Raw genomic sequence first — 8,545 nt, 5'->3', positions numbered from 1 at the left:
AGCGGTGGCTCTGATATTAGGGATTATTTTTAGCCTGTTATCCATACAAATAACAGGCTGCCCAAAGTCAGTGATTGAATTTAACTTGATGCTTGAAAAAGTGACCTTAACCTTTTGCGACACCCTCTTTACGGAGGGGAGCAGTCACTTACAAAAATATGATCTGAGACAGGAATAAGTTATTTTTTTCTTCCGTTCATCACGATCTGGTAATGAGAGTGCCTTTTGAGGAAAATAATGGAGTGTTATGGTGGGGCTGAGCACACAGTCTGTGTAGTATGAATTTAACTTATCTGGTATTTTTATCGGTGTTAGAAATTGTGTAAGTTCAGTGATATTCAGGCAATTTATTTTTTCTGATAATATTGTAGTTAATAATCTTAAATTATTTTTTTTATGATTATTTTTTAAATTAAATATAAAAATGACTTTTGTTTATTTTATGAATGTTATAATTGAAAGTAAAATAACCATGCCATTAAAAATAGATTCGGAAATATAATTTGCCATTTGATTTTAATGACCTATATTTAGTAAAGGAGTTTTGTTTTTACAGGTATAGGGATAAGTAACATTTAAATAGTTTTTCATGATTAAAGTCATTTAACTTAATTAATTTAAGAAATCAAAATGTATTTAAATAGGAGAATATTATGGGATTACCAAATATCACTATTGCATTACAAGCAGATAATAATCTCTACCTGAGTCGAGTAGATCTGGCGGGGGTTCAGTATATTGAAGCTGTTAAATCTGCCATTGATATATACTCAAGATATAAATTAATACAGCTTGGTACTAATAAGATAGCGCTTCTTGCTGATAATGGGCTTTATTTGAGCCGGATTACTCGAACTGGTGGTGATTATATTGAAGCAGCGAAATCGAGTATTGATGTTTATTCTACGTTTACAGTAGAGGATGTAATGTGATTGCTCTACGCGCGGATAACGGGAAATATTTAAGTCGAATCACTCAGAATGGTGTTGATTACATTAAGCCGGATAAAGTTAATTTAGACGTGTATTGCCGATTTAAAGTGACTACATTAATTGCATAAGTAATGATCTTTATTTGATTTTTTTATGGTGGCCTAGTAAAACTGGCCACTATTATTTTGTCTTATTTTTGTACTAATAATATCAGCCATTTACTATGTCAGATAAAAACTTATTACTTATTTTAAGATAATTAAATAATAATGGGTTTTAAAGTTATTTATAATGTTGAAATTAATAATTAAAAATAACTTTTATTTATAGTTTGTGGTTTTATAATTTAAATGTGAAAATGATTTATATTTAATGAATATTATAATTAAATCTTAAATTATCATATCATTCAAAATAGATATAAAAATATATTTTGGTATTTAATAATTATATTGGTTGTATATATTCATTGAAAAGATTTTATATTTACAGGAATAGTAAAATGTGATGCTTAAATTAATGCGCTATAAATAATATAGTTGACCAAAATAAACTAAATATATCTATACCCTATGGATTTCAAGATGCATCGCGGCGGCAAGGGAGAGAATCCCCGGGAGCATAGATAACTATGTGACTGGGGTGAGTGAGTGCAGCCAACAAAGAGGCAACTAGAAAGATGACGGGTATAAACAGGAGAATGTTATGGGATTATCAAGTAGCCCTATTGCATTACAAGCAGATAATGGATGCTATTTAAGTCGAATTGATCGAGGAGTAAGATTTGACTTTATTGAAGCTAATAAATCTATTATTGATATTTACACCAAATATTCTGTAACACAACTTAGCTCTAATAAGATAGCCCTTTGTGCAAGCAATGGCCTCTATTTAAGTCGGATCTCTCTGGCTGGTAGCGATTATATAGTAGCGACAAAATCAGACATTGATGTTTATTCTACTTTTATTTTGGAATATATCGACGATAATGTTATAGCTTTGTGTGCGGATAATAGAAAATATCTGAGCCGGAGCAATTCTGGTGGTATTTTTAACTATATTAAACCGGATAAATACGACTTAGATATATATTGCCAGTTTAAAGTTATAAAACTGTGATTAGACAATTTTGATCTTTTCTGGCGTCTTATTATGGTGGTCAGTTTTATCTGACCACTATTGTTTTACTGTTAAAACAATAGGAGTAGTCACTTAACATACCAGATGAAATATTAATTATATTTCATAATAATTTGATTGATAATGTATTCTTCGTGTTACTGGTCATATTATAATTATCATCTTAAATTATTTTTCAGTTTCCTTATAATATCTTAATTTTAATATGATAATTTCCCCTGGTTATTTAATAATTATAAGTAATAATTTGGTTATATCGTCCATAATAAAGTTCATTGTTTAACGGTAGTGATATATATTCAACAAGGGAATTTAATTTCTATGGGCATAAAGAGTCGATATGAGGTTTAAATGGTATTCTATAAAGTAATTAATTATACCCTATGGATTGCAAGATGCATCGCGACGGCAAAGGAGCGAATCCCCGGGAGCATAGATAACGATGTGACTGGGGTGAGTGAGTGCAGCCAACAAAGAGGCAACTTGAAAGATGACGGGTATATATTTAAACGGAGGGTATGATGGCATTATCAGAGCACACTATCGCCTTGCAGGCAGATAATGGACTCTATTTGAGTCGATTCAGTCAAGGAAAGATTAATTACATTCAGGCTGGAAGATATACTATTGGTGCTTCTTCCCGGTATGTAGTGACGCTATTTGATGCTTATACAATGGCACTTCGGGCAGACAATGGGTTATATTTGAGTCGGGTTTATCGTCCTGGCGGTAATTATATTGAAGCTACAAAATTGAGTGTTGATGTTTATTCTACGTTTGCTGTAGAAGATGTCGGCTATAATTTGATAGTACTAAAGGCAGATAATGAAAAATATCTGAGTAGGATCAGCATAAAAGGTATTAATTATATTAAGGCGGATAAAACCCATATAGATGCATTTTGCCATTTTAAATTGATAACTCTGTTAGAGTAAATGGTGATTTTGTCTGGTATTGGCTTTGTTGTGTCAGGAAAAATCGATCACTATTTTATTGTTTATCTGGCGGTAATATTTTGGCAGATAGCTAATAATATATCCGGCAGTAGTCAATCTGCGATAGTCTTGATGCGAGACAAGCTAAGTTGTTCCGGGATGATCAGACGGTAATAATTTGTCTGATATGTGTGATGCAGGTAGACTGCACGTTTGGTTTTATTTTGGAGTCATTTACATGAGCGAAACAGCAAACTGGCAGCCAAGCGCACCTATCGCCAACTTGTTGAAACGAGCGACTATTTTAGCAGAAATACGGCGCTTTTTCGCAGATCGTGGGGTATTGGAAGTTGAAACGCCTGCGATGGGTCAGTTTACAGTGACTGATATTCAATTGTTTCCTTTTCAGACGGAGTTTGTTGGTCCAGGTGCCGCGGATGGTATGACTCTTTACCTGATGACAAGCCCGGAATATCACATGAAGCGCCTGTTGGCAGCAGGAAGTGGCCCAATTTATCAGCTTAGTCGCTGCTTCCGTAATGAAGAGGCGGGTCGTTACCATAATCCTGAATTTACCATGCTGGAATGGTATCGTCCTCACTATGATATGTATCGTTTGATGAATGAAGTTGATGATTTACTTCAACAGATCCTTGACTGTGAAAATGCAGAATCACTCTCTTATCAACAAGCTTTCTTGCGTTATCTGGATATTGACCCGCTATCAGCGGAGAAAGAAAAGTTGCGTGAAGTCGCTGCCAAGTTGGATCTGAGCAATATTGCTGATATAGAAGAAGATCGGGATACTTTATTGCAACTTTTGTTTGCTGTTGGTGTTGAACCGCATATTGGTACTGAAAAGCCAACTTTTATCTACCATTTTCCGGCTTCTCAGGCTTCTCTGGCGGAAATCAGCAAAGAAGATCATCGGGTGGCAGAGCGTTTTGAAGTCTATTTTAAAGGCGTTGAATTGGCGAATGGCTTCCGTGAGCTAACTGATAGTCATGAGCAGCGTCAGCGTTTTGAACAGGACAACCGGAAACGTGCGGAGTTGGGTTTACCTGTTAGACCGATTGATGAAAATTTGGTTGGAGCCCTGAAACAGGGAATACCTGAGTGTGCAGGCGTGGCGCTTGGTGTCGATCGTTTAGTGATGTTAGCTTTGCGGGCTGAAAAGCTCAGTGATGTTATGGCTTTTTCGATAACTAAGGCGTAATTATTAAGCGATAGGAACAGGGCGCAGATTGAAGCGCCCTGTTTGCATCTTATTTATGTTGATGCTGTTTTTGCAGGAATTTCACACCTAAGTCAGGAAAATCGGTGAATACACCATCTACGCCCGCTTGGTTATATATGATATCGAAAAGTTGATCGCCGCTGGCGGCGTATTTAGGTAGTTGATCAACCCGAATCGTATATGGATGGATTTTCATATTATTAGCGTGAGCCTCTTTCACCATACCGGTTAACTTAATATTGGTTGGGGTGGAATCCTCAGACACAATCATATGGTAATCAGGGCCAATGCCATCAGCATATTTTGCCACTTTTTGCATAGCTCCGGGTTTGAACATCCAGTCATAGCTGTAATTTGTCCATTTGCCGTCTGGTTGCTTTTCATAGGTTTCATTCCAGTCAGTGTAGGCGATAAGTTGAATTAGCTTCAGATCCATGCCTAACTTAGGTTCCAGTTCGTTTTTGATGCGTTTAAGTTCGTTGACATCAAAACATTGGAGGTAAACTTTGTCACTTTTCTTGGTGTAACCATACTCTTTTAGCACTGTCAGCACCTTAGTGGAAATATCTTTACCCTCTTGCTGATGGAACCAAGGTGCCTTGATTTCAGGATAAATGCCGATGTTTTTTCCGGTAGATTTATTCAATCCCTGAACAAACTCAATCTCTTCTTGAAAAGTGTGGATTCGGAAATCAGACTTCCACATTGGGAAACGGTTGGAGAAATTTTGTATTTGTCGGTCGTTTTTAATATCGAAGCCTTCTGTGAATTTTAATGATTTTATTTCAGACAAGGTAAAGTCGATGGCATAGTAGCGTCCGTCTTGACGAGTACGGCCGGGGAATTTGCTGGCAACGTCAGTGACGCGATCAAGGTAATGGTCATGTAAGACTATCAGTTCATCATCTTTAGTCATGACCAGATCTTGTTCCAGATAATCAGCACCTTCGGCATAAGCCATCGCTTTGGCCGGTAGAGTGTGTTCAGGAAGATATCCACTTGCGCCTCGATGGGCGATAACAATCTTGTCTGCCGCTTGGGTGATACCTGACATAGATGAGGCTAAAATAATACCTGTTATTATTGTTTTGATTGGAGTTTGCATGTGTGTTTCTCCGTTTTAGTTATGAGATGAAATCTATCTCATTAAACTGTGCGCTTGATTGTGTTAGACACTGACTGACATAATCTCTTAGCTTAGTTTAGATGCTGAAAAAAGCCGCAACATATAAATGCTGCGGCTTAGTTGACATTATCAGTGATATATCACAGTTTAATGACAGAAATTAGCCATATTGTTGGGTGATTTCTTGTTTATGTTTGCTTTCGGTAATTGTAACGATTAGCAATAGAATAACGGACAAGATACTCCCGCCAATCATTACCATAAAGCCGCTGTCCCAACCGAAAAAGTCAACGGTGTAGCCGATGATAGCACTTGCAGCAACAGAGCCGCCTAAGTAACCAAATAAGCCGGTGAAGCCAGCGGCTGTACCGGCGGCTTTCTTGGGAGCAAGTTCAAGGGCATGTAGACCAGTCAGCATAACCGGGCCGTAGATAAGGAAACCAATAGTCAGCATACAAGCCATATCTACCGCTGGATTACCTGGTGGGTTCAGCCAGAATACGATAGTTGCAATCGTGACCAGTGTCATAAAGAACACACCGGTTGCACCACGGTTACCTTTAAATATTTTGTCTGACATCCAACCACATAGTAGCGTGCCTGGGATACCGGCATATTCGTACAGGAAATAAGCCCATGAAGATTTATCCAGTGCGAAATGCTTGGCTTCACGCAGATAAGTTGGCGACCAATCAAGAATGCCGTAACGTAGCAGATAAACAAATACGTTAGCCATAGCAACCATCCACAGCAGTTTGTTCGGTAACACGTACTGCATGAAAATCTGTTTAGCTGTTAATTCTTTTTCATCTTTCTCTGTATAATCAGATGGATAGTCGTTTTTATACTCTTCGATTGGTGGCAAGCCACAGGATTGTGGTGTGTCACGCATCAGCGCGAACGCAATCAATGCAACGAGAATGGCGGCGAAAGCTGGCATGTAAAGTGCGGCTTTCCAGTCATTGAACCACGCCATACCCAACAGGAATAGCAATGGCGGTAAGCCTCCGCCGACATTGTGCGCGCAGTTCCAGATAGAAACGATACCGCCACGCTCTTTCTGTGACCACCAGTGCACCATAGTACGACCACAAGGAGGCCAACCCATACCCTGGAACCAGCCACATAGGAACAGCAATATGAACATGGTAGTGATGCTGGAAGTTGCCCAGGGTACGAAACCCATAAACAGCATAACAACCGCCGCGAGGAGCAGACCCGCAGGTAAGAAGAATCGTGGGTTAGAACGGTCGGATACGGAGCCCATGATGAATTTGGAGATGCCGTATGCGATAGAGATCCCTGATAGCGCGAAACCGAGATCCCCTTTGGAAAAACCCTGCTCAACCAGATAAGGCATTGCCAGAGCAAAGTTTTTCCTTACCAGATAATAAGCCGCGTAGCCAAAGAAGATCCCCATAAAAATTTGCCAGCGTAAGCGACGATAGACGGGATCTATCTGTTCTGTTGACAGCCGGGACCTATGAGGTGCCGGCTTGAAAATACTTAACATATTTTGCCTCCGATGGCATTTCTAGTTATATAAATAGCTCGCCGGTTGACTAATGCCACCGGATGGGAAAATGAAAGGTTTTGTAAGTGGTTATTTTCCATAACGAAAATTATGATAGTAGAAATAACCCAACCTATCTGTGAAACAACCCTCAGTTGTTAAAGTTGTTCTGCCCCGGCGACAATTCTGAGTGATTTGTTAACTTTTTAAAATGTACTTTACCAATGAAATTGTGACTATTGTCACAATAACGAGCTTTACTTAATTGCTGGTGAGCGTTTTTGGTTCGTTTTTGTTCTTTATCAAACAAAAACCGTAGATTTTATGCATCTTCTATATGTGTATCCTTTCAGACAAGGGAAACGTTTCAATTGACGGTGAATGGGCTGCTAATCGATTTTAACGATAAACATACTGTTTTGACGGTATGCCTATAATCTGCCAGACTCATAATTTATACAGTTGTATAGCTGATATACCCAGTGGAGGAACCCATGACGACACGTTATGACAGCGATTTTTATGGTTGGACTCGGGAGCAGGCAGGTTTGCTTCGTTCCGGTAACTTGAGTCAATTGGATAGGGAAAACCTTTCGGAGGAAATAGAAAGTATGGGAAATAGCCAAAGAAACGAGCTGGAATCTCGTCTTGAGGTACTGTTTCTTCACCTCCTAAAATGGCAATTCCAATCTGAACGGCAAGGTCGGAGCTGGAAGCTTACGATTGAAGAGCAGAGAAGAAAAATAGCCCGTCGTCTTAAAAAAAATCCCAGCTTAAAGTCAGAACTTAGCGAAATTTCCTCTGATGCTTATGGTGATGCCATTATTGCAGCGGAGAGGGAAACTAATATTAGGCGTAGTGTATTTCCTGAAACTTGTCCTTGGACGTTTGAGCAAATAATGGATGAGAATTTCTGGCCTGAATAGACTCGATAAATTTATTCTTCCAAATGAAAGGGTAAAACCACCGGCTTTAAGCTGCAATACTGTGCTGTACCTTTATGGTGAATGGGCTGCTAATCAATTTTGATGATAAATATACTGTTTTGACGGTATGCCAATAATCTGCCAGACACATAATTTATGCAGTTGTATAGCTGATATACAAGTGGAGGAACCATGACGACACGTTATGACAGCGATTTTTATGGTTGGACGCAAGAGCAGGCAGGCTTGCTTCGTTCTGGTGATTTGAGCCAGTTGGATACGGAAAATCTTCTTGAGGAAATTGAGGCTATGGGGAGAAGCGAGCGCAGAGAATTACGATCCCGGTTGGAAATTTTACTCGCACACTTACTGAAATGGAGATATCAGGCAGATCGCAGAGGGCGAAGTTTGGAACTGACCATTGAAGAACAACGTGATAAGGCAATTGACTGTTTGCAAGAATCTCCTAGTTTGAAAAATAAGTTGGATGAGTATTTGGAAAAAGCTTACATCGCTGCTCGTCGATTAGCAGAAAAAGAAACGCTAATTAATCGGAATATGTTTCCTGAAACTTGTCCTTGGACATTTGAGCAAATAATGGATGAAAATTTTTGTCCTGAATAGACTCGATAAATTTTTTTCCTAACGCACTGATTTTGAACAGTGCGTTTTCTCGTTGCTCAACAACGTGGTTGATTGATTTTCACTTCACTGCAAGCAGTATTAACAGAAATTA

At 38.7% G+C, this 8,545-nt stretch carries 8 protein-coding genes; 6 read left to right on the top strand and 2 right to left on the bottom strand.

Annotation, left to right across the window (positions count from 1 at the left end):
- Positions 1-653: 653 nt before the first annotated feature.
- The 4 genes from EAE93_RS19105 (at position 654) to epmA (ending at position 4,223) form a co-directional block, all read left to right on the top strand.
- Complete coding sequence (locus tag EAE93_RS19105) at positions 654-932, top strand: fascin domain-containing protein (RefSeq protein WP_250151101.1); 279 nt, start codon at positions 654-656, stop codon at positions 930-932.
- A gap of 705 nt (positions 933-1,637) precedes the next feature.
- Complete coding sequence (locus EAE93_RS19100; protein ID WP_046397498.1) at positions 1,638-2,051, top strand: fascin domain-containing protein; 414 nt, start codon at positions 1,638-1,640, stop codon at positions 2,049-2,051.
- Positions 2,052-2,593: 542 nt separating this feature from the next.
- Positions 2,594-3,007 carry a fascin domain-containing protein gene (locus tag EAE93_RS19095; RefSeq protein ID WP_105398400.1) on the top strand — a complete coding sequence of 138 codons (414 nt, stop codon included), beginning with the start codon at positions 2,594-2,596 and terminating at the stop codon, positions 3,005-3,007.
- Between the two features lie 238 nt (positions 3,008-3,245).
- Complete coding sequence (gene epmA / locus EAE93_RS19090; protein ID WP_036809397.1) at positions 3,246-4,223, top strand: elongation factor P--(R)-beta-lysine ligase; 978 nt, start codon at positions 3,246-3,248, stop codon at positions 4,221-4,223.
- A gap of 49 nt (positions 4,224-4,272) precedes the next feature.
- Here epmA and glpQ read toward each other — a convergent pair whose 3' ends face one another.
- Both glpQ and glpT read right to left on the bottom strand, forming a co-directional pair.
- A complete protein-coding gene (glpQ, locus tag EAE93_RS19085; RefSeq protein ID WP_214040327.1) occupies positions 4,273-5,349 on the bottom strand; it encodes a glycerophosphodiester phosphodiesterase in 1,077 nt (358 codons plus the stop codon).
- Between the two features lie 181 nt (positions 5,350-5,530).
- Positions 5,531-6,883 (bottom strand): glycerol-3-phosphate transporter, encoded by a 1,353-nt coding sequence (gene glpT / locus EAE93_RS19080; RefSeq protein WP_036776048.1) that lies wholly within the window; start codon positions 6,881-6,883, stop codon positions 5,531-5,533.
- Positions 6,884-7,377: 494 nt separating this feature from the next.
- Here glpT and EAE93_RS19075 point away from each other — a divergent pair, with 494 nt between their 5' ends.
- Together EAE93_RS19075 and EAE93_RS19070 are read left to right on the top strand one after the other, a co-directional pair.
- Positions 7,378-7,809, top strand: coding sequence for a DUF29 domain-containing protein (locus EAE93_RS19075; RefSeq protein WP_046396013.1), 432 nt, complete (start codon positions 7,378-7,380; stop codon positions 7,807-7,809).
- A 192-nt stretch (positions 7,810-8,001) separates the two neighbouring features.
- A complete protein-coding gene (locus EAE93_RS19070; RefSeq protein ID WP_214040326.1) occupies positions 8,002-8,433 on the top strand; it encodes a DUF29 domain-containing protein in 432 nt (143 codons plus the stop codon).
- Positions 8,434-8,545: the final 112 nt, after the last annotated feature.

Origin of the sequence: Photorhabdus akhurstii, assembly GCF_018448925.1 — a bacterium.
Lineage (GTDB): Bacteria > Pseudomonadota > Gammaproteobacteria > Enterobacterales > Enterobacteriaceae > Photorhabdus > Photorhabdus akhurstii.
This window is presented reverse-complemented; position numbering and strand designations above follow the sequence as displayed.

Excerpts from the sequence above, each read along its gene's own strand:
- EAE93_RS19070 (WP_214040326.1), top strand. The coding sequence starts at position 8,002 with ATGACGACACGTTATGACAGCGATTTTTATGGTTGGACGCAAGAGCAG.
- EAE93_RS19095 (WP_105398400.1), top strand. The coding sequence starts at position 2,594 with ATGGCATTATCAGAGCACACTATCGCCTTGCAGGCAGATAATGGACTC.
- glpT (WP_036776048.1), bottom strand. The coding sequence starts at position 6,883 with ATGTTAAGTATTTTCAAGCCGGCACCTCATAGGTCCCGGCTGTCAACA.
- glpQ (WP_214040327.1), bottom strand. The coding sequence starts at position 5,349 with ATGCAAACTCCAATCAAAACAATAATAACAGGTATTATTTTAGCCTCA.
- EAE93_RS19105 (WP_250151101.1), top strand. The coding sequence starts at position 654 with ATGGGATTACCAAATATCACTATTGCATTACAAGCAGATAATAATCTC.
- EAE93_RS19075 (WP_046396013.1), top strand. The coding sequence starts at position 7,378 with ATGACGACACGTTATGACAGCGATTTTTATGGTTGGACTCGGGAGCAG.
- epmA (WP_036809397.1), top strand. The coding sequence starts at position 3,246 with ATGAGCGAAACAGCAAACTGGCAGCCAAGCGCACCTATCGCCAACTTG.
- EAE93_RS19100 (WP_046397498.1), top strand. The coding sequence starts at position 1,638 with ATGGGATTATCAAGTAGCCCTATTGCATTACAAGCAGATAATGGATGC.